16 protein-coding genes are annotated in these 22,426 nt (G+C 34.7%); 13 read left to right on the plus strand and 3 right to left on the minus strand.

All coding sequences use genetic code 11. The features are described from left to right. Positions 1–138 precede the first annotated feature (138 nt). From recG to pheT, 7 genes are all read left to right on the plus strand, one after another. A complete protein-coding gene (gene recG / locus I5M07_RS02615) occupies positions 139–2,244 on the plus strand; it encodes an ATP-dependent DNA helicase RecG (RefSeq protein ID WP_200104631.1) in 2,106 nt (701 codons plus the stop codon). A 221-nt stretch (positions 2,245–2,465) separates the two neighbouring features. Then, the gene (locus I5M07_RS02620; protein ID WP_200104632.1) at positions 2,466–3,524 is read left to right on the plus strand and encodes an efflux RND transporter periplasmic adaptor subunit; all 1,059 of its coding nucleotides are present in this window, start codon (positions 2,466–2,468) and stop codon (positions 3,522–3,524) included. A gap of 72 nt (positions 3,525–3,596) precedes the next feature. After that, positions 3,597–6,698, plus strand: coding sequence for an efflux RND transporter permease subunit (locus I5M07_RS02625; RefSeq protein WP_200104633.1), 3,102 nt, complete (start codon positions 3,597–3,599; stop codon positions 6,696–6,698). Positions 6,699–6,702: 4 nt separating this feature from the next. Continuing rightward, on the plus strand, positions 6,703–8,016 hold the full coding sequence (locus I5M07_RS02630; RefSeq protein ID WP_200104634.1) for a TolC family protein: 1,314 nt from the start codon (positions 6,703–6,705) through the stop codon (positions 8,014–8,016). Between the two features lie 28 nt (positions 8,017–8,044). After that, positions 8,045–8,908, plus strand: a complete 864-nt coding sequence (locus I5M07_RS02635; RefSeq protein WP_200104635.1) for a bestrophin family protein — start codon at positions 8,045–8,047, stop codon at positions 8,906–8,908. Positions 8,909–9,142: 234 nt separating this feature from the next. Next, positions 9,143–9,709 carry a hypothetical protein gene (locus I5M07_RS02640; RefSeq protein ID WP_200104636.1) on the plus strand — a complete coding sequence of 189 codons (567 nt, stop codon included), beginning with the start codon at positions 9,143–9,145 and terminating at the stop codon, positions 9,707–9,709. 181 nt (positions 9,710–9,890) lie between these two features. Then, on the plus strand, positions 9,891–12,311 hold the full coding sequence (gene pheT, locus I5M07_RS02645) for a phenylalanine--tRNA ligase subunit beta (protein WP_200104637.1): 2,421 nt from the start codon (positions 9,891–9,893) through the stop codon (positions 12,309–12,311). A 97-nt stretch (positions 12,312–12,408) separates the two neighbouring features. On the opposite strand, the gene I5M07_RS02650 is transcribed toward pheT, so the two are convergent. Then, a complete protein-coding gene (locus I5M07_RS02650; RefSeq protein ID WP_200104638.1) occupies positions 12,409–15,045 on the minus strand; it encodes a valine--tRNA ligase in 2,637 nt (878 codons plus the stop codon). A gap of 164 nt (positions 15,046–15,209) precedes the next feature. Here I5M07_RS02650 and I5M07_RS02655 point away from each other — a divergent pair, with 164 nt between their 5' ends. Next, complete coding sequence (locus tag I5M07_RS02655) at positions 15,210–15,593, plus strand: DUF1573 domain-containing protein (protein ID WP_200104639.1); 384 nt, start codon at positions 15,210–15,212, stop codon at positions 15,591–15,593. Between the two features lie 16 nt (positions 15,594–15,609). On the opposite strand, the gene I5M07_RS02660 is transcribed toward I5M07_RS02655, so the two are convergent. Next, the gene (locus I5M07_RS02660) at positions 15,610–16,935 is read right to left on the minus strand and encodes a PDZ domain-containing protein (protein ID WP_200104640.1); all 1,326 of its coding nucleotides are present in this window, start codon (positions 16,933–16,935) and stop codon (positions 15,610–15,612) included. A 120-nt stretch (positions 16,936–17,055) separates the two neighbouring features. On the opposite strand from I5M07_RS02660, the gene I5M07_RS02665 reads away from it, so the two are divergent. From I5M07_RS02665 to lgt, 5 genes are all read left to right on the plus strand, one after another. Then, a complete protein-coding gene (locus I5M07_RS02665) occupies positions 17,056–18,255 on the plus strand; it encodes a pyridoxal phosphate-dependent aminotransferase (RefSeq protein WP_200104641.1) in 1,200 nt (399 codons plus the stop codon). A 197-nt stretch (positions 18,256–18,452) separates the two neighbouring features. After that, on the plus strand, positions 18,453–19,124 hold the full coding sequence (gene folE / locus I5M07_RS02670) for a GTP cyclohydrolase I FolE (RefSeq protein ID WP_200104642.1): 672 nt from the start codon (positions 18,453–18,455) through the stop codon (positions 19,122–19,124). A 71-nt stretch (positions 19,125–19,195) separates the two neighbouring features. Next, a complete protein-coding gene (gene cysS / locus I5M07_RS02675; protein WP_200104643.1) occupies positions 19,196–20,677 on the plus strand; it encodes a cysteine--tRNA ligase in 1,482 nt (493 codons plus the stop codon). Between the two features lie 106 nt (positions 20,678–20,783). Then, positions 20,784–21,026, plus strand: a complete 243-nt coding sequence (yidD, locus tag I5M07_RS02680) for a membrane protein insertion efficiency factor YidD (RefSeq protein ID WP_200104644.1) — start codon at positions 20,784–20,786, stop codon at positions 21,024–21,026. 67 nt (positions 21,027–21,093) lie between these two features. Further along, complete coding sequence (lgt, locus tag I5M07_RS02685) at positions 21,094–22,023, plus strand: prolipoprotein diacylglyceryl transferase (protein WP_200104645.1); 930 nt, start codon at positions 21,094–21,096, stop codon at positions 22,021–22,023. A gap of 51 nt (positions 22,024–22,074) precedes the next feature. On the opposite strand, the gene I5M07_RS16040 is transcribed toward lgt, so the two are convergent. Beyond that, the gene (locus I5M07_RS16040; RefSeq protein WP_317191309.1) at positions 22,075–22,347 is read right to left on the minus strand and encodes an acyloxyacyl hydrolase; all 273 of its coding nucleotides are present in this window, start codon (positions 22,345–22,347) and stop codon (positions 22,075–22,077) included. Between the last annotated feature and the right edge of the window lie 79 nt (positions 22,348–22,426).

Here is a 22,426-nt window from a genome sequence, read left to right on the forward strand (position 1 = left end):
TAGATAAAATAAAAAAACACATTTTTCATTCTAAAAGTTATATTAACTCCATTTTCAAAATCACCAATTAAAATCTATCTTCGCTAAAAGGAATAAATTCTTTTTTAAAACTGCTAATCGTAAATTTTAAATCTTAAAATGGATCTTTTACAAACTCCTATCGAATACCTCAAAGGCGTTGGCCCAAGTCGAGGCGAATTATTGCGAAAGGAGTTGGGAATTCATAAATATGGCGATTTAGTGCAGTTGTTTCCCAATCGATATATTGATAGAACGCGGTATTATAAGATAAACGAACTACAAAATTCAGCTGCAGAAGTTCAAATAATAGGCCGAATTATTCATATTAAAACCGTTGAATTTGGTAAAAACCAAAAAAGATTGGTCGCAACTTTTACTGATGATGAAACTGGACAAATGGAACTCGTTTGGTTTCAAGGAATTAAATGGCTTAAAGAATCTTTGAAACTAAATGAAAAAATTGTGATTTTTGGAAAATGTACTTTGTTTAACGGTACATTTAACATGTCACATCCTGAAATTGAATTGTTAGCCGAACATGAAAAAAGTTTGCGATCGGCCATGCAACCCGTTTATCCTTCAACAGAAAAATTAGCGAACAGAGGTATTTCAAATCGAGTTTTTACCAAATTAATGCAACAACTTTTTCTAGAAACTCAGGCTGCTTTTTCCGAAACCCTACCCGATTATTTGCTAACATCACTTTCATTAATTCCGAAAAAAGCCGCATTATTTAATATTCATTTTCCAAAAAGCAACGAACTTTTAGCTAAAGCGCAATTCCGATTAAAATTTGAAGAATTGTTTTTTATACAATTGCAATTAATTACCAAAAATCTCCTCCAAAAACATAAAATAAAAGGACACGCTTTTACACAAGTTGGCTCGTTTTTTAACGAATTTTATCAAAATCACTTGCCTTTTGACTTAACCAATGCGCAAAAACGAGTCCTCAAAGAAATTCGGGCTGATATGGGAAGCAATGCCCAAATGAACCGTTTATTACAGGGAGATGTTGGCTCGGGTAAAACCATAGTTGCTTTTATGAGCATGCTTTTGGCTTTAGATAATGGTTTTCAGGCTTGTTTAATGGCACCAACCGAAATTTTAGCCAATCAGCATTTTGTGGGCTTATCCGAATTAGCAGAGCGTATGAACATTTCTATCAAAATTCTAACCGGTTCTACTAAAACAGCTGCTCGAAAAATCATTCACGAAGAATTAGAAAATGGCGCTTTGCAAATTTTAATAGGAACGCATGCTTTGTTAGAAGATAAAGTGAAGTTTAAAAACTTAGGTTTATCGGTAATTGATGAGCAACATCGTTTTGGCGTAGAGCAGCGTTCAAAATTGTGGAAAAAAAACAGCATTCCGCCCCATGTTTTAGTCATGACCGCCACTCCTATTCCGCGAACGCTTGCGATGAGTCTGTATGGCGATTTGGATATTTCGGTAATTGACGAGTTGCCTCCTGGCAGAAAACCCATACAAACCGTGCACCGCTACGATGCTAACCGACTAAAAGTATGGAAATTTATTCGAGATGAAATTGCCAAAGGCCGTCAAATTTATATTGTTTATCCACTCATTCAAGAATCCGAAAAAATGGATTTTAAAGATTTAATGGACGGATACGAAAGTATTTCACGCGATTTTCCTTTGCCACAATACAGCATTTCTATCGTACACGGTAAAATGAAACCTGCCGATAAAGATGCTGAAATGAAACGCTTTAGCGAAGGAAAAACCAATATTATGGTGGCGACCACAGTAATCGAAGTTGGTGTGAATGTACCCAACGCCAGTGTGATGATTATTGAAAGCGCCGAACGTTTTGGATTATCGCAACTACACCAATTGCGAGGTCGCGTGGGTCGTGGTGCCGAACAAAGTTATTGCATTTTAATGACCAGTCACAAATTGAGTTCAGACAGTAAAACCCGTATGGAAACTATGGTACAAACCAACGATGGTTTTGAAATTGCCGAAGTCGACTTAAAATTGAGAGGTCCAGGTGATCTAATGGGAACCCAACAAAGTGGTGTACTCAATCTTCAAATTGCCGATATTGTAAAAGACAAAGAAATTTTAGCTTTGGCTCGAAATCACGCGCTTGTATTATTGAAAAAAGACCCCGCATTGCAATTGCCTGAACACCAAAATTTGCGAACCGTATTCCTAGAAATGACGAAAAAGAAAAACATTTGGAATTACATCAGTTAATTCTATAAAAGGCTGTATATTTTTTGAAAACTATTTTTTTCTCATTTTTAATTAAACCTTTGTCTGTTTTGAAAGTCTTATACTCTTAAATTGCCTTAAAAACTACAATTGTTGTAGCTACAACTGTTAAATACAAAGTCACATTCAAAGGTTTTACAACAAAAAACTAAATTTGCAATTATACCAAAAACCTAACATAAACCTACACAACTTCACATAAAATGAAATTTAAAAATCTAGCCCTTGTTATCATTATTATCGGAATAGGAAGCTTTATCGGATACAGGATAATAGCCAATCAAGAAAAAAATGCCGAAGCAAAAGCATTTAAAAGCAAGAAAAAAGCAACTACCGTTTCGGGAATAATTGTAAAAAGCAGTGTTTTTGACAACCATCTTTCATTATCAGGTTCTATTGAAGCGAACGAACAAGTGGAAATTAGAAGTGAAGTTTCTGGAATTGTAGAAGGTATTTATTTTAAAGAAGGTTCGATGGTCAAAAAAGGCCAGGTTTTATTTAAAGTCAACGACATTGAACTAAAAGCGCAATTGCAACAAGCTATTACCAAACAAGGACTTGCTGGCGAAAATGCCCGAAGAGCCAAATTACTATTAGAAAAAGAAGCCATTAGTCAAGAAGAATTTGATGTTGCCAATGCTGATTTTGCTTCTACAACGGCACAAACCCAATTAATTAGAGCGCAAATTGCCAAAACATCTGTAAAAGCGCCTTTTTCTGGTAAAATCGGATTGCGTTCTATTTCGCCTGGAACCTACATTACCCCTAGCCTATTGGTGGCCAAATTAGTAAACACACAACAATTAAAAATCACTTTTTCGGTTCCCGAAAAATATGCAACTCAAGTTCAAAATCATACTAAAATTCAGTTTACAGTATCCGGTTCAAACGAAGTGCATACTGCAACGGTTTATGCCATTGAGCCAGAAGTAGAAGTTCAAACTCGTACGTTGCAAATAAGGGCTTTGGCCAATAATGTAGATGGAAAATTGTTTCCAGGTACTTTTGCCGATGTACAGTTGCCTTTAACCATTATTCAGGATGCCATTGTAATTCCAACCGAAGCCATAATTCCAATTCAGGGTGGAAAAAAGGTTTTTGTGGCTAAAAATGGAAAAGCAAAAGAAATTAAAGTGGAAACAGGTACAAGAACAGAATCGGATATTTTAATTTATAGCGGTTTACAAGTTGGCGATACTTTGATAACCAATGGTGTCATGAGTTTAAAAAACGACGATTCGATACAAGTAACTTTAGAATAATTCACAAAAACAAGCGTTTTCGTTCCAATTCAGAACGAACTCTATTTAAAAAACGCTCAAACCCAAAAAATAATGAGTTTATCTACTACTAGCATCAAAAGACCCGTTTTGACCATTGTACTCAATGTAGCCATCATTTTGTTTGGTTTTATTGGTTATACTTTTTTAGGAGTGCGGGAATTTCCTTCGATTGATCCGGCGCAGGTTTCGGTAAGAACGAGTTACACCGGAGCCAATTCGGATATTATCGAATCGCAAATTACCGAACCGCTCGAAAAAGCCATTAATGCGATTGACGGCATTCGGAATATTACGTCTTCCAGTAATCAGGGAACCAGCAATATTACCATCGAATTTAACTTGGATAAAGATTTAGAAGAAGCGGCAAATGATGTAAGAGACAAAGTATCGCAAGCCATCCGAAATCTACCAAAAGATATAGACGCTCCCCCTGTTGTTTCTAAAGCGAATGCCGATAGCGATGCTATTATTTCGATGACCGTTCAGAGTGACACACGATCACAACTAGAATTGAGTGATTATGCCGAAAATGTGATTTCGCAAAGACTTGAAACCATTCCCGGTGTTAGTGCGGTTCAAATTTGGGGACAAAAAAGATACGCCATGCGCTTGTGGATTGATCCCGTTAAATTAGCCTCATACGGTATCACGGTAGCCGAAGTTCGAGATGCTTTAAATGCGCAAAATATTGAACTCCCATCAGGAAAATTAACCGGAAACACCACCGAACTCACCGTAAAAACAATCGGGAATTTATCTACTGCAGAAGAATTCAACAACATCATTGTTCGTTCCGAAGGCGAAAAAACCGTTCGTTTTAGCGATGTCGGCAACGCCGTTTTGGGTCCAGAAAATATTGAAACTAAATTAACCCAATCCGGAAAACCGATGATTGGTTTGGCTATTGTGCCAATGCCAGGGGCGAATTATTTGGATATTTCGAATGAATTTTATAAAAAATTTGAGGCTTTAAAAAAAGATTTGCCTGAAGACATAACCCTGAATATTGCCTTAGACAACACGATTTTTGTAAAAAAATCGGTTATGGAAGTTGTTGAAACACTTGGAATTTCGATTGTTCTGGTTATTCTGATTATATATTTATTCTTCAGAGATTGGGCAATTGCCTTTAGACCCTTAATTGATATTCCGGTTTCCTTAATTGCTACTTTTTTCATCATGTGGCTTTTTGGATTTTCGATAAACGTGTTAACCTTACTGGCAATTGTATTGGCAACTGGTTTGGTTGTGGATGACGGAATTGTAGTTACCGAAAACATCTTTAAAAAAGTAGAAGAAGGCATGAGCCCTATTGAAGCGGCCATTAAAGGTTCGAACGAAATCTTTTTTGCGGTAATTTCCATTTCCATAACATTGGCAGCTGTATTTTTACCCGTAATCTTTTTAGAAGGATTTGTAGGTCGTTTGTTTAGAGAATTTGGAGTAGTCATCGGAGCAGCAGTCTTGATTTCGGCCTTTGTATCGCTAACCTTAACCCCAATGTTAAATGCGTATTTGATGAAAGGTGGCGAACAAAAAAAATCCAAATTTTATGTAACTACAGAACCTTATTTCGAGAAATTAAACAAAGGATATGCTTCATCTTTAATTCAATTCATGAAAAGAAAATGGCTTAGTTTTCCCATTTTAATTGCTTGTTTCGGATTGATTTATTTGTTTTTTAATGTCTTGAAAAAAGAAACAGCTCCTTATGACGATCGCAGTTCAATAATTATGCGAATGAGTACTCCAGAAGGTTCTTCTTATGAATATACCGATCGTTTCATGCAAGAAATTTCAAAATTAGTTGATGATTCTATTCCGGAGAAAAAAGTAAGTTTAGTGGTTTCCTCTCCTAGTTATGGCTCTTCATCCGTGAACAGCGGCTTTATACGATTATCATTAAAAGAAAAAAACGAACGAGAACTTTCGCAACAAGAAATTGCTGATAAATTGTCCAAGTGGACGAGTCAATACCCCGAAGCCAAAACTTCGGTAACCCAACAACCTACTATTTCGGTAAATCGTAGAGCGGGTTTACCTATTCAGTATATTATCCAAGCTCAGAATTTTGAAAAACTCCAAGAAAAAATTCCGTTGTTTATGGAAGAAGCATCCAAAAGTGATGTGTTTTCGATGACTGATGTGAATTTAAAATTCAACAAACCCGAAATAAACGTAACCATAGACCGCGAAAAAGCCGAAAGTTTAGGAATTTCCATCAAAGATATTGCCGAAACTTTGCAACTTTCTTTGAGTGGTCAACGTTTTGGGTATTTTATTAAAAACGGAAAACAATATCAAGTCATTGGACAATTTGATGAAAAAGACCGCTCAAAACCATTGGATTTAACGTCGATGTTTGTTAAAAACAACAAAGGTGATTTGATTCAAATGGACAATGTAGTTGCTATTGACGAAAAAAGCAATCCGCCGCAATTGTACCACAATAACCGTTACATGTCGGCCACAGTTTCAGCTGGCTTGGCGCCCGGAAAAAGTATTAGCGACGGAATTGAAGCGATGAATCAGATAAAAGAAAAAGTGTTAGATGATACTTTTACTACCGATTTGGGTGGCGAATCTAGGGATTTTGTAGAAAGTAGTTCCAATACTTCCTTTGCATTTGGGTTGGCTTTATTATTGATTTTTTTAATTCTGTCGGCACAATTTGAAAGTTTTATTGATCCTTTTATCATAATTCTTACCGTACCAATGGCTGTTGCAGGAGCTTTATTTTCGCTTTGGTTATTTGATCAAACCTGGAATATTTTTAGTCAAATTGGAACTATTATGTTAATTGGTTTGGTAACCAAAAACGGAATTTTAATTGTGGAATTTGCCAATCAACTTCGCGAGGAAGGTAAGGATAAATACCAGGCCATAATCGAAGCATCAGAAGCTCGTTTACGCCCCATTTTAATGACCAGTTTGGCTATTTCGTTGGGTGCTTTACCTATTGCTCTTTCTTTAGGAGCAGCCTCCACAAGCCGAATCGGAATGGGCGTTGTTATTGTAGGCGGTACTATTTTTTCGTTGGTTTTAACGTTGTTTATTATCCCAGCACTTTATTTTATGTGGTCAAAAGCACGTAAACATTACCCCGAATTTGATCGTATTGAAGAATATGAAAAAGAAGCAAAAAAGCATTAATCTTATGAACTGCAACATCCAAATACGTCTTATTTTTTTTGTATTAATTGCTGTTATCAATACAAGCAAGGCACAAGAAGTTTTAACCATAGAATCGGCAATTAAAATAGCTTTAGATAATAATTTTGATATCCAAATTGCTTCAAATAATTTAAAAATAGCAAAGAACAACAATACTATTGGAAACGCCGGTATGTTGCCACAAGCTGCTGCCTCGGTTTTGGATAATAACAGTGTTCAAAATACGTCACAAACCCGAACGGATGGGACTAGCGTTTCTTTAGACAACGCCAAAAACAATAGTTTAAATTACGGTGTAAGTTTGGATTGGACCGTTTTTGATGGTTTAAAAATGTTTGCCAAAGCCGATCAATTAAAAGAATTATCAAAATTAGGCGAAGCCCAATTAAAGCGCACTGTGTTACAAAAAATCGGAGAAGTAAACCTCAATTATTATGATTTGGTGCAGCAACAGCAACAACTCGCTGCACTTGATTCGAGTATCGCACTTTCGAAAGAACGTTTGGAGTTAGCTCAAAATCGTTTCGGAATTGGAAAAGCTTCCAAATTAGAAGTTTTAAATGCACAAGTAGACCTCAATACCGATCAAGTGGCATTACTTCGACAAAAAGAAACCTATCAAAACACGAAATTTTTATTAAATCAAATATTGGCTAGACCTACTAAAACTGAATTTGTAGTGGTAGATGAAGTTAACGTAGACAACCAATTATTATATGATAATTTATTAGAATTAGCTCAAAAACAAAATCCGCAACTGCAAGCACAAATCATCTCCAATCGTATAGCCGAATTGCAACTCAAACAAGTCAAAGCCGATCGATATCCTTTAGTAACCTTAAATTCGGGTTATAATTTTGCCGACAGTCAATCGAGTTTGGGTTTTGCCAGACAATCCAATTCAAAAGGATTTAACTACGGATTTACCGCTAGCATGAATATTTTTGATGGGTTCAATCAAAATCGAAATGAAAAAAATGCCCTGTTGGATGTTAACAACTCCAAATTAGCTGTTGCACAACAAAATCAGGCGTTAACAACACAATTGGCTACGGCTTATCAAACCTATCTCACCAACCTTGATTTGATTGGTTTAGAAGACAATAATCAAACTATTGCCAAACAAAACCTTCAAATTACGGTAGATAAATTCAAAATAGGGACCATAACCACTTTAGAATTCAGAACCGCTCAGCTCAATTACATCAATGCCAAATTGCGCTACAACAATGCCCAATTTCAAGCTAAATTATCCGAAATTGCTTTAAAAGAATTAGCCGGAACTATTGGTTTTTAAGCTAAATTTGTAGGTAAAGATTTAAAATATGATTTCGTACAACACCAAAGAGTGGTTTACCTTTATTTTTCGTTTTCACCGCTCGGATACCGTTAGAAAATTATTTCCCATCATGATTGCTATTGCATTCTATTCGTATGCTGTGGGATATGCCGAGGTAGAATACTTTAAATTAAGCGAAAATAATCAGATAAAAAACATCACCATTATGCACAGCATGTTGGGTTTTGTACTTTCGCTATTGTTGGTTTTTAGAACCAACACAGCTTATGATCGCTGGTGGGAAGGACGAAAATTATGGGGCGGTTTAGTAAACAACAGTCGCAATTTAGCCTTAAAACTTTCGGTAATGCTAAAAGACGAACATGATAAAGTTTTTTTCAGAAAAACAATTCCTTCATATGCTTCGGTTTTAAGCAAACATTTACGCAATGAAGATACCGGAAAACAACTTTTTGATGATGTAGATCTTCAAATTGATCATTATAAACACCGCCCAAATCAGGTCATGAAAATGATGTATAGCAAAATTAATGATTTGTATACAAGTCAAAAAATCACCGGCGACCAACTCATTGTTTTAAACAGCGAATTACAATCTTTCACCGATATTTGTGGAGCTTGCGAGCGTATAAAAAACACCCCTATTCCCTATTCTTACAGTGCTTTCATCAAAAAATTTATCTTTTTTTACACGATGACGTTGCCTTTTGGCTTTTCGCTGAGTTTGGGCTATTATGTTATTCCAGTTGTGGTATTTTGTTTTTATGCTTTCGCTAGTTTAGAATTGATTGCCGAGGAAATCGAAGACCCATTTGGAATGGATGAAAATGATTTACCGACTCCTAAAATGGCCGAAAATATCAAAAAACACATCGAAGAAATCCTGTAAGTAAATTACTAGGCATACCTACTAAAGTTATATTTTTCAATAAGATCACATTTATTAAACACCTAAATTGTTAAGGCAACCTTAACACAATGTAAACAACTGTATTTCAACTATTTAAACTTACAATTAAACGTTTTTTTTATTTTATTCGATTAATAATAATCACATTTGAACTGAAAATCAATCTATTACTTGAAACTTTTTAAATGTTTTAAAAAATTAACAAATGGTAAAATGAAAAAATGGGCTTTTATTTTAGGAATGTTATGTTTCATCAGTTGTTCTAATGATGATGATAACACGTCAACACCAACTAGTCAAAATCCTACTAGTTATGGTTATACCGCTACTACCCCGGAAATTAGTCAAAAAATAGTTACTTCAAATAATACCGTAGTCGGAAACATGCAAGTCATAAATACCGAAGGAAACCTCTACATTACGTATAAAGTAGATTCAAAATGGACTTTAAAAAACATTTCTTTATTTGTAGGAAAAGAAACCAGTATTCCTATAAAAAAAGAAGCACTTTCAGCAGCTGAATTTCCGCATCAAGCCAATTTTAAAAACACACAAACTACGTATAAATTTACAGTTCCACTTTTTAAAATTTCAAAAGAAGCTTTTGAGTGCATCTGTATTTGTTCTAAAGTGATGGTACAAAATACCGAAGATACTACCAATTTAGAAGAAGAAGAATGTTGGTCGGGCGACATTTCCTATTCAAAAGACAATTGGGGTACTTATTTTCATTATTGTCCGCCTCAACAACAAAACGAATCGGAATTAAAAGAATTTTAAATAGTAAACAACCAATAAAAATAGAGGCTTTAGCAATAAGGCCTCTATTCTTTTTCTAAAACAAATCAAAATCAACGGTTTTCAAAACACTACAAAAGACCGCACAAAAACAAAAAATTGTTTCCTACTCACGTAAGCAATCCTTATATTTACACACTAAAAAAAGAATAATTACGTTACCATGAAAATATCTTACAACTGGTTAAAACAATTCATTAAAATAGACAATCCTTCAGAAGATACAGCAGCTTTATTAACCGATTTAGGTCTTGAAGTAGAAGTAGTTGAAAAATACCAATCTGTAAAAGGTGGTTTAGAAGGTGTCGTAGTAGGTCATGTTTTGACTTGTGAGAAACATCCAGATGCCGATCGATTGAATATTACAACGGTAGATATTGGAGAAGAAAAACCACTACAAATTGTTTGTGGAGCTGCCAATGTTGCCGCCGGACAAAAAGTTCCAGTTGCTACTATTGGAACAATTTTATATGATAAAGACGGTAATGAATTTACCATAAAAAAAGGTAAAATTCGCGGACAAGAATCTTTCGGAATGATTTGTGCCGAAGATGAATTAGGACTTGGAACCAGTCATGACGGTATTATGGTTTTGGATGCAAAACTAAAACCAGGTACTCCCGCCGCTACTATTTTTAATATTGTTAATGACGAAGTTTTTGAAATTGGCCTTACGCCTAACCGCGCCGATGCTATGAGCCACTACGGAACAGCACGCGATTTAAGAGCAGGTATGTTACAAAAGGGAGTTCATGTAGAATTAATTACGCCTTCGGTTAGTAATTTTAGAGTCGATATGCGTACCCTTAAAATTGATGTTGCCGTTGAAGAGCCTACTTTGGCACCACGATATTGCGGAGTAACGATTTCAGGTCTGAGTATTCAAGATTCGCCTGAATGGTTACAAAACCGTTTAAAAGCCATCGGAATAACTCCCAAAAACAATATCGTTGATGTAACGAATTATGTTTTACACGAATTAGGGCAACCACTTCATGCTTTTGATGCGACAAAAATTAACGGAAAAGTTATTGTAAAAAAAGTACCTGCCGGAACCAAATTTGTCACTCTAGATGATGTAGAGAGAACTTTACACGAAGAAGATTTGATGATTTGCGATGAAAAAGGACCTCTTTGTATTGCCGGTGTTTTTGGTGGAAAAAAATCGGGCGTTACCGAAAGTACGACTTCTATATTTTTAGAAAGTGCTTATTTTAACCCCGTAAGCATTCGAAAAACAGCAAAAAGACATCAACTAAATACCGATGCTTCTTTCCGTTTTGAAAGAGGAATTGATCCTACCATTACCGAATATGCTTTAAAACGTGCGGCTTTATTAATTAAAGAAGTGGCTGGCGGCGAAATTACTTCGGATATTATTGAAGTTTACCCGAAAAAAGTAGAAGATTTCTCGGTGTTTTTGAATTTTAAAAATGTATACAAAATCATTGGCCAAGAAATTCCAAAAGACACTATCAAAAAAATATTGGTTTCGTTAGACATCAAAGTAAATAGCGTTTCGGAAGCTGGTTTGGGCTTAACAATTCCTGCTTTTAGAGTAGATGTTCAAAGAGAAATTGATGTTATTGAAGAAATTTTGCGTGTTTACGGATACAATAATGTTAATTTTTCGAACAAACTAAACGCTACAGTTACCAACTCGCCTAGAACTGAGGATTACAAAGTTCAAAATATCATTGCGAGTCAGTTAAATTCGCAAGGTTTTCATGAAATGATGAACAACTCGCTCACTACGGCTAATTATGCTAAATTGTCGACTTTGTTAAAAGAAGAACACAATGTAAACATGTTAAATCCGTTAAGTGCAGATTTGGCAACTATGCGTCAATCGCTTTTATTTTCTGGATTAGAAGCTATTTCATACAACATCAACCGTAAGAATTCCGATTTGAAATTATTTGAATTCGGAAAAACGTATCACAAATTCTTGAATGGTTTTGAAGAGCACAAACGCATGAGTCTTTTTATTACGGGAGATCGCAACAAAGAAACCTGGACGTCGGGCTCTAAACCAACAGATTTTTTCTTATTGAAAGGATATGTAACAGCCATTTTAAATCGTTTGGGAATTCAAAAATTAACAAACAACCCAACCGATTTAGATGTTTATTCGGAAGGAACTGCTATTCATTATGGTCATGAAACCTTAGTGAATATGGGTGTGATTAAAAAATCCATTCTGAAATCGTTTGGCATCAAACAAGAAGTATATTATGCCGATTTTAATTGGGATTTAATTTTAAAAATCATCACCGGAAAAATCAAATACAGCGACATTCCGAAATACCCTGAAGTTCGACGTGATTTAGCCTTGTTACTTGATCAAAATATTTCGTATGATACTATTTTTGCCTTGGCCAAACAAACCGAAAAATCACTTTTAAAAGATGTCAATTTGTTTGATGTGTACGAAGGAAAAAATTTACCAGAAGGGAAAAAATCATACGCGTTGAGTTTTACCATTCAGGACAACGCCAAAACTTTAACCGATGTTCAAATTGATAAAATTATGAACAAATTGCAAAAAAGTTTTGAAACCGAACTTGGGGCAACATTACGATAAAACCTAAATTCGATTTTAAGCAATTTTCATAAATTGGATTAAAATAAAAAGGCTGTTTCTAAAACGAAACAGCCTTTAATTTTACCTTTAAATTCGGTTATTTTAATCCAGCCAAACTTTGCTCAATTGTTTCAATCTTTGCTAAAGCGTCGGCTTCTTTTTTGCGTTCCATAGCAATCACTTTTTCGGGTGCACCACTCACAAATTTTTCATTTGCTAATTTAGATTGTACCGATTTTAAAAATCCTTGTACGTATCTTAATTCTTCCTCTAACTTTGTTATTTCGGCCGCAATATCAATATTTCCGCCTGAAATTGGAATAAAATATTCATTCGATTTTACTCGGAAAGACAAGGCATTATCTACTTTATCTGATACATATTCAAAATTAGAAAGATTACCTAATTTAGAAACCACACTATCAAAATACGTAGCCGTATTTTCGTGGTTGATGGCTTTTAATTCGATGGTATCTTTAAACGGAATATTTTTGTCTTTACGAATAGTTCTGATTCCAGAAATTACCTCGATGGTATTTTCAAAATCTGAAATTAATTTGGCATCAAAAGATTTTATTTCTGGCCATGTCGAAACGATTAAGGCTTCTTCCGGAGTTCGTTCGGCAATGTGTTGCCAAATTTCTTCAGTCAAAAATGGCATAAACGGATGCAACAATTTCAAGTTATTTTCCAGCATTTCAATTGCTTTATCAAAAGTAACTTTATCTATTGGTTGTTGGTAGGCGGGTTTAATCATCTCTAAAAACCACGAACAAAAATCATCCCAAACCAATTTATAAATAGCCATTAAAGCATCCGAAATTCGGTATTTTTCGAAATTATCTTCAATTTCAGTTAATGTTTGTTGCAATTTAGCTTCGTACCATTCAACAGCTACTTTAGAAGATTCTGGTTGCGGAATTGCTGCTGAAACTTCCCAACCTTTAATCAATTTAAAAGCATTCCATATTTTGTTTGAAAAACCTTTTCCTTGGTTGCATAATTCTTCATCGAATAAAATATCGTTTCCTGCCGAAGCGCTTAATAACAATCCAACTCGAACACCATCAGCACCAAATTTTTCAATTAAGTCCAAAGGATCTGGCGAATTCCCTAGTGATTTCGACATTTTACGACGTTGACTATCGCGAACTAAACCGGTTAAATACACATTGGTAAACGGTTTCTTATCGGTATATTCATAACCTGCAATAATCATTCGGGCAACCCAGAAAAATAAAATATCTGGCCCTGTAACCAAATCATTGGTTGGGTAATAATATTTAAAATCTTCGTTTTCCGGATTCATGATTCCACCAAAAACCGACATTGGCCACAACCAAGAGGAAAACCAAGTATCAAGCGCATCAGCATCTTGTTTTAAGCTATCGGTTGTTAGTTGTGGGTTATTGGTTTTTTCTTTGGCTAAAACTAGCGCCTCTTCAATGCTTTCAGCAACTACGAAATCTTCTTTTCCATCTCCATAATAATAAGCCGGAATTTGTTGTCCCCACCATAATTGACGGGAAATATTCCAATCGCGAATATTATTTAACCAATGAGCATACGTATTATCAAAACGTTTTGGGTGTAGTTTGATTTCGCCATCTTCTAAAACCGCTTTGATAGCTGGTTTTACCAAATCTTCCATTTTCAAAAACCATTGATCTGATAATCTTGGTTCGATAACGGCTTTGGTTCTTTCTGAAGTTCCCACTTTATTCAAATGGATTTCCGTTTTAGTTAAAGCGCCCGTTTCTTCTAATTCTTTAGCAATTTCAGCACGAACTACAAAACGATCTTTTCCTTGATAATGCAATCCGAAACTATTTAGCGAAGCATCTTCATTGAAAATATCGATAATTTCCAAATTGTGCTTTTCACCTAATGTTTTATCGTTTACATCGTGAGCAGGCGTTACTTTTAAACAACCTGTTCCAAATTCAACATCCACATATTCATCTTCAATAATCGGAATTAGACGACCGCAAATAGGCACAATCGCTTTCTTTCCTTTTAAATGTGCAAAACGTTCATCGTTTGGATTGATACAAATGGCAGTATCTCCAAAAATAGTTTCGGGACGTGTTGTAGCCACTGTCAGAAAATCTTCTGAACCTTCAATTTTATATTTTAAGAAAAATAATTTTCCGTTTTGTTCTTCGTAAATTACTTCCTCGTCAGACAAAGTAGTTTTGGCTTCAGGATCCCAATTCACCATTCGGTAACCACGGTAAATCAAGCCTTTGTTATACAAATCGACAAACGATTTAATTACAGAAGCCGACATATCAGGATCCATCGTAAATTTGGTTCTTTCCCAATCGCACGAAGCTCCTAATTTTTTAAGTTGCTCTAAGATAACACCACCGTATTTATTGGTCCAATCCCATGCATGCGACAAGAATTCTTCTCTAGTTAAATCGTTTTTATTGATTCCCTCCGACTTTAATTTGGCCACCACTTTTGCTTCGGTCGCAATAGAGGCATGATCCGTTCCGGGAACCCAGCAAGCATTAAACCCTCTTAAGCGGGCACGACGAATTAAAACATCCTGAATTGTATTGTTTAACATGTGCCCCATGTGCAACACCCCCGTTACGTTAGGTGGTGGAATAACAATGGTATACGGTGTTCTGTGATCGGGTTTAGAATGAAAGTAATTGTTTTTCATCCAGTAATCGTACCACTTTTGCTCAATGGTTTTAGCGTCGAATTGTGCGGGAATACTCATAAAAAGTAACTATTTAGTACCAATTAAAATTTTGGTTTGAAATTTGTAAATGTATCTCGAGGGCAAAAGTAAATAATAAAGTACACTATAAAAAGGGAAATAATAATTTGTCTATTAATTAAAAGAGCCTATATTTACTTTCTAACCTACAAAACTACCCCTTTATGAAAAATTTCTTATTTTGTTTCACACTTTTGCTTGGTTTTATTGCAACCGCTCAAAAAGGAGCTAAAATTCATTTTGCTCATTCTGAGAATACAATTGATTATGGAACAATAAAAAAAGGAAGTGATAATGGTGTTCGAGAAGTAAACTTTACCAATAAAGGCGATGAAGCTCTTGAAATAATTTCGGTACAATCTACATCTGGAATTACCATTATGTCGAAACCAATTTCGGCAATTGGTCCGGGAAAATCGGATAAAATAGTGCTTAAATACAATATGGCTCTCGGGCCAATTCGAAAAACCATTACAATTGAAACCAATGCTGTAAATTATCCAGAAGGTCGCGTGGCAATAAAACTTAAAGGTGATGTCGAAAATTAAACATCAAACTTCTCATTTACAATTCATTAATCAATTCGAACTTAAATTTCAAGATTTTACCTTTTCGCTCCACTTCTATCGTGATAAATCGCTCGTCATCAGATTTTAAAAGCGTATTGATTTGTTGCAATGTAAAACGATGAATATTGGTTTTATTAATACTTAAAACCACATCTCCAACTTCTAAACCTGCTTTTTCGGCTGCAGAATTTTTACGAATATTGGCAATTTCAAAAGCAGGTTTTAACTTGAATTCATAATTAAAACTTTTTGTTTTAGTAGTCGTTGTAGTTTCATCTGAAATAAAATAATTATTTCGCACCGAATTCATACCTACCGTTTCTTGTACCCATTGCAAACCGTTATGCTGTATCACGACACCACTGTGATTGTATTGAAAAGGATTTTTAAAATTCGAATTTTTCTTTAAATACAAATGCTGATTTTGATAATCTATAATAACGGTAAAACGCATTAAAATTTCTCCACCAACAGAACCAACGCGATCTGGAACCATGGCTACATTTTTTATAGAAGCTTTTTCTGGAAAGGCAGCAATGGGTTTTTCAAACTCAAAACCTCCCAATGAAAAAGCATCGATTTTGGCTCTGTAACCCAAAACATCGCCGCTAAATCCTTTTCCTAAAAAATCTTCAAACTTTTTTTCCGGCAATTGCAAGGTATCGTTTTGAAACATCCAAATGGCATCACTATTACCAATATCGACCAATAATTTAGCCTTTTTCGATTTGCCGTTTAACCCGATATCAGCCTCTAAATAAGGCTTAAATAATTCTATTTTCAACGGAATTTTAGTAAACTTTTTTAGCTTAGAATTTTTAATTTTTTCAATACCATCATAAACAAATATTTTTTTTGCATGATAATCGATTTTAACCACCTTATTTTTGAAAAATTTATACCCTATTATACCGTTTACCGGAATGCCAATATGCGAAGACATATTAAACGATTGGTCTAAAATAATATACATAATATGATTGGTTGATTGCAAACCATGCGTCTCTAAAATATTTTGAGTTGATTTGATTCCTTCAACCGAATTTTCGCTACCTAATCCTCGCAATTTTATTTTGACAGGATTAAAAACATTCACTTCCTTTTTGTCTTCTAAACTAAACAAAACCGTTTCGGCAACACCCGAATCTAAAATAAAATTAAGCTCTACTCCGTTTACTTTTATAGGAATAAAAACCAAATTATTAATTAATTTAAACGGAATCACAGCGCTACTCTTCTGCTTTTGAAGTACAAAATCATCTTGTCCCCAAACTTGGAGAATAGACATATACCAAAAAATAACAAAAAAGAAGGATTTCATTTTAGGAATTTCTCATAAAATTAGTAAAAATATTATGAATCGCTACAAAATAATATATATCCCTAATTTTAGCGTTAATTTCAAAAAAAATACGCAAATTTGCACCTCAATAATTTTAACATGCCAACAATTTCAAATAAAGGCAGAAACATGCCTGAGTCACCGATACGTAAACTTGCTCCTTATGCAGATATTGCAAAACAAAAAGGACACAAAGTGTATCATTTAAATATAGGTCAACCCGATATTAAGACACCCGAAGTGGCCATTGAGGCGGTAAAAAATATTGATTTAAACATAATTGAATACAGTCCATCTGCTGGTTACGAAAGCTATCGTAAAAAATTAGCAACATTTTACCAACGTCAGAATGTGAATGTAAATACCGAAGATATCATCATTACAACAGGCGGATCCGAAGCCTTGTTATTTGCCTTAGCTACTATTACCGATCCAGGAGATGAGATTATAATTCCTGAACCTTTTTATGCTAATTACCATGCTTTTGCATCTTCAACAAGTGCCACTGTGGTCCCGGTTATTTCTACAATCGAAAACGGTTTTGCATTACCTAGTATTGCCGAAGTAGAACGTTTGATTACCCCTAAAACCAAAGCAATTTTAATTTGCAATCCAGGAAATCCAACGGGCTACCTTTATGCCGAAAAAGAAATAAAACAATTGGCTGGCTTAATCAAAAAACACGATTTGTATTTGATAGCCGATGAAGTATACCGTGAGTTTTTGTATGATGGTGATGATGCTCATTTTTCGGTTATGAATTTAGAAGACGTTGAACAAAACGTAATCATGGTCGATTCGGTATCCAAACGCTACAGCATGTGCGGTGCTCGAATTGGCTGTTTGGTAACCAAAAACAAAAGTGTATTGGCCACTGTAATGAAATTTGCCCAAGCGCGTTTGAGTCCGCCAACTATCGAACAAATTGCTTGCGAAGCTGCTATAGACACGCCACAAAGCTATTTTGACGAAGTGATTTCGGAATACAAACAACGTCGAGATACTTTAATCGCTGAATTAAATAAAATTGAAGGCGTGATTGTAACCAAACCAAAAGGTGCCTTTTATTGCATTGCACAATTACCGATCGATGATTCGGATGCTTTTGCACAATGGCTTTTAGAAAGTTATGATTTAAAGGGAGAAACCGTTATGATTGCTCCAGCTAAAGGATTTTATTCAACCCCAGGAATGGGACTCAATCAAGTTCGAATTGCGTATGTTTTAAATCAAAATGATCTAAAAAAGGCCGTCAACATCTTAAAAGAAGCCTTATTGGTTTACAATAAAAAAAACTAATGTTATCCAAATAATTTTACAAGGCAATAACCCATACACGTTATTGCCTTTTTTATTTATAAAATATGATGAATTGATGATAGACCAACTAACATTCACAAACAAGTATTAAATAGTAAAAACGTTTCAAAATGTTTCCTATTTATTAATTATCTTTACCGCCTTTAAAAGCAATACCCTTAATAACAAAATTTTTAATGATAGATACTAACGATTTTTCAGACGAAATAGGTGACAACCATATTGCAACCAGCGCACAAAACCCATTGCGAAATGATGCTTTTGCATTATCTGATGATGAAAAAATAGAAAAAATTAAAAAAGACGTTGAAAACATTCTACAAACGTTAGGAATGGATTTAACCGATGACAGCATTAAAGGAACTCCAAATCGAGTAGCTAAAATGTTTGTAAAAGAACTGTTTGGAGGTCTAAATCCAAATAAAAAGCCAAAAGCATCTACCTTCGAAAACAATTATAAATACGGAGAAATGTTGGTTGAAAAAAACATTACATTATACTCTACTTGTGAACATCATTTATTGCCTATAATAGGACGTGCTCATGTCGGATACATTTCTAGTGGTCGTGTAATTGGTTTATCAAAAATGAATCGTATTGTAGAACATTATGCCAAAAGACCACAAGTGCAAGAACGATTGACAATGCAAATTGTACAAGAATTGCAACAAGCCTTAGGTACCGAAGATGTGGCCTGCGTAATTGATGCCAAACACCTTTGTGTAAATTCTAGAGGAATAAAAGATATTGAAAGTAGTACCGTTACCTCTGAATTTGGAGGGCAATTTAAAAATCCTCAAACGCGAAGAGAATTTTTAGATTACATTCAATTAGACACCCAATTCTAAAACACCACGTCTTCATCTTCGTAAATTACGATACTCAAATTATTTTAAGCCAAAAAAGAAGAAACTAAAATATGCCTTTATACAGCAAACAAAGCCTAAAAATATACAACTCACTTACTGGAGAAAAAGAAATTTTCAGTCCCGTTCACGAAGGAAATATCGGAATGTATGTTTGCGGACCAACCGTATACAGCAATGTGCATTTAGGAAATTTACGAACTTTTATGTCTTTTGATGTTATTTTTAGATACCTGTTGCATTTAGAATACAAAGTCCGTTATGTTCGAAATATTACCGATGTAGGACATATTGTAGATGATGTGGATGAGGGTGAAGATAAAATTGCTAAAAAAGCACGAATAGAGCAATTGGAACCGATGGAAGTCGTACAACGTTATACCGTTGATTTCCATGAAATACTAAAAGCTTTTAATTTTTTACCACCAAGTATTGAGCCTACTGCTACAGGACATATTATTGAACAAATAGAAATCATTAAAAAAATCATAGCCAACGGGATTGGGTATGAATCTAATGGTTCGGTTTATTTTGATGTAAAGAAATACAACGAAACCAAGCATTACGGAATTCTAAGTGGTCGAAACATTGAAGATATGTTGGCCAATACACGTGATTTAGATGGTCAATCGGACAAAAAAAATCCGCAAGATTTTGCCCTATGGAAAAAAGCCGAACCACAACATATTATGCGTTGGCCTTCTCCTTGGAGTGATGGATTTCCGGGATGGCATTTAGAATGTACAGCCATGAGCACCAAATATTTAGGAAATCATTTTGACATACATGGAGGCGGAATGGATTTAAAATTTCCTCACCACGAATGCGAAATTGCTCAAAATGAAGCTTGTACTGGTCAAACGCCGGTAAATTATTGGATGCATGCCAATATGCTTACGCTGAATGGCAAAAAAATGTCCAAATCAACTGGAAATAATATTTTGCCAGGCGAAATTTTATCGGGGAAAAATACCATTTTAAGCAAACCTTTTTCTGCTGCGGTTACCCGATTTTTTATGCTACAAGCTCATTACCGAAGTATTTTAGATTTTTCAGATGATGCCATATTAGCTGCCGAAAAAGGATATAAACGTTTAATGGAGGCTTTAACAATTTTACCCAATCTCGCAACAAATTCAACTACTTCGTTAAATATTGCAGCGTGGAAACAAAATTGTTATGACGCCATGAATGATGACTTTAACACCCCTATTTTAATTGCACATTTATTTGAAGGTGTTCGATTCATCAACTTGCTCAACGAAAACAAAGAAACCATTAGTACGAATGATTTAATCGATTTTACCAAAACCATGCAAGTTTTTATCTTGGATATTCTAGGTTTAAACGAAGAAAAATCTTCCGATAACACTATCTCTAAATTAGAAGGAATGATTTCGATGTTAATTGGAATGCGTAATCAAGCAAGAGCCGACAAAAATTTTGCTCTTTCGGACCAAATTAGAGACCAACTTATTGCGTTAGGCATTCAGTTGAAAGATGGTAAAGAAGGAACTACTTTTAGTATTCAGTAAACTGATTGTAGTTGACATAGATCAGTTAGTAATTGAAATAAACTTACTAACCCATTTGTAAACCAACCATTTAAAATATATTTATTCCTAATGCTCTGAATACGGTATGTTTAATAAAATTCTCACATATCCATTTGTACTAATCGTTCGGTTTTACCAAGTAGCCATATCCCCTTTTATGCCAGCTGCTTGTCGTTTTGAGCCAACATGTTCAAGTTATATGATTGAAGCATTACAAACCCACGGATTGATATACGGTGGTTTTTTGGGTATAAAACGAATATTGAGTTGCCATCCTTGGGGCAGACAAGGATATGATCCAGTTCCTAAAAAACACCGCAAAGATTAACTTTATTTAACGAAAAACATTAGTTTAAAAGGCTATTTTTACAACTTAAACAAAAAAATAAAACTTCATGACAACAGCTTTACATATGATTTGGAATCCATCAGAAGGTATCGATTTAGGTTTCTTTATGATTCGTTTTTACAGTTTAATGTTTGTAATTGCTTTTGGTTTAGGTTGGTATTTAATGAAACAAATCTTCGTTCGCGAAGGTGAATCGATTGATAAACTGGATTCATTGTTTGTTTGGTCGGTTTTAGCCACCTTAATAGGAGCTCGTTTAGGGCATGTTTTATTTTATGATTGGGAATATTTTAGAAACCATATTGCCGAAATATTTTTACCTTTTCGTTTTAGTCCGAATTTTGAATTTACTGGCTATCAAGGCTTAGCAAGCCACGGAGCAGCAATTGCTATTATTGTAGCCATGTATTTTTTTAGCAAAAAAATATTAAAACGCCCTTTACTATGGATTTTAGATCGCATTGTAATTCCCGTTTCGAGTGGTGCTGTTTTTGTCCGTTTAGGAAACTTCTTCAATTCTGAAATTATTGGAAAAGAAACCGATTCTGTTTTTGGAATTCGATTTTTACACGATCAATTTAATCCTAGAGAGGCGGTAAATGCAACTCAAATGCCCAATCCCAAAGCGGCATATAATGCTATTATAAATGATCCAAAATTTGCTGATTTATTAGCTCAAGTTCCGGCGAAACACCCAACTCAATTGTACGAAGCATTTTGTTATGTATTTGTTTTTGCAATCTTATTTTATTTATATTGGAAAACAAACATTCGACAAAAATCGGGGTATTTATTTGGACTCTTTTTAGTACTCTTGTTTGTAGTACGATTTATAGTGGAATTTGTGAAAGAAAGCCAAGGTGGATTTGAAAACGAATTAGGTATTTTCTCAACTGGACAATGGCTCAGTATTCCTTTTATCATTGTTGGAATATACTTCATGATAAGAGCCAATAATCTTCCGAAAACGGTTTAAAAACATAACTCCTAAAAAAAGTAATCCGAAGCAAATTTTGTTTCGGATTTTTTATAATGGGTAATAAATTCCAAATTCAATATTCTTAGTATTGTAACCCGAATTTTTTGATTGAATACCCGCATTAAAAACATGGCGCAAACTGGGTCTAAAATCAATAGTAAAACGATTGATTTTATTCGAGATACCCATAGCCACTACATCTGCAAAAGAAAAACCTGAGGACATTCTTTCGGTTTCGGTATCTGTTATCAAAGGACCTATACTCCCTAAAACATATATGCTCATCTTTTTGAAAAGAGGTTTTCTAACTAAAAAACTCACATTTAAAACGTATTCATTAACGTCTTTTAATTTCGTGTAAACAGCCCGCTTTTCTTCAAAATTGACCTCCTCTGGTTTG

The organism is Flavobacterium agrisoli, from assembly GCF_016522065.1.
GTDB classification, from domain to species: domain Bacteria; phylum Bacteroidota; class Bacteroidia; order Flavobacteriales; family Flavobacteriaceae; genus Flavobacterium; species Flavobacterium agrisoli.